This is a genomic window from Oleiphilus sp. HI0123 (assembly GCF_001635315.1).
Genome location: NZ_LWGE01000775.1, coordinates 1 through 511 on the forward strand (window position 1 = coordinate 1; position 511 = coordinate 511).

The 511-nt window shown below is 44.4% G+C and carries 1 protein-coding gene; it reads right to left on the minus strand.

Annotation, left to right across the window (positions count from 1 at the left end):
- The coding region (locus tag A3761_RS27230; protein ID WP_197472917.1) for a PAS domain-containing protein at nt 1-511 on the minus strand (511 nt) is incomplete at both ends.

Here is a 511-nt window from a genome sequence, read left to right on the forward strand (position 1 = left end):
TTCCGTGCGTTTCAGCTCTTCAGTGATATCGTTCCATTCAATTACTGTTCCTAAACGCTCGCTTTGGTCATTAATCACCGGCGTTGCCATTAGGTCAAACACTCTTCCGCCCGTTTTCATTCGACTCTTCTGCGTGCCGTTAAGGTTTTCTATCACCGCACGCTGATGACTTGGATCTTTATACAAAACATCTGCACTTGCGCCTAACAAGTTATCCGCATCAAAGTTTGGTAAATCACTCCGTAAGTCTGCTTCAGCGTCTTTGAACATCTTCTGAACCGACGCGTTCAGATAGATAATATCCATGCGGTCATCTGCCAACATGACATTGGTATTACAGACATCAAGGGCTTGCTTAATTCGGCTACCTGAATTCGCAATCGCGATCGCTTCTTCTACTTCAAAGCCCATTTTTATCTGCATCGATTTAAGTGAGCACATCAAGGCCGTTAATTCATTATTGCCGCTGACATGGATGTCTTCACGGTAATTGCCACTTGCGATTTCACCA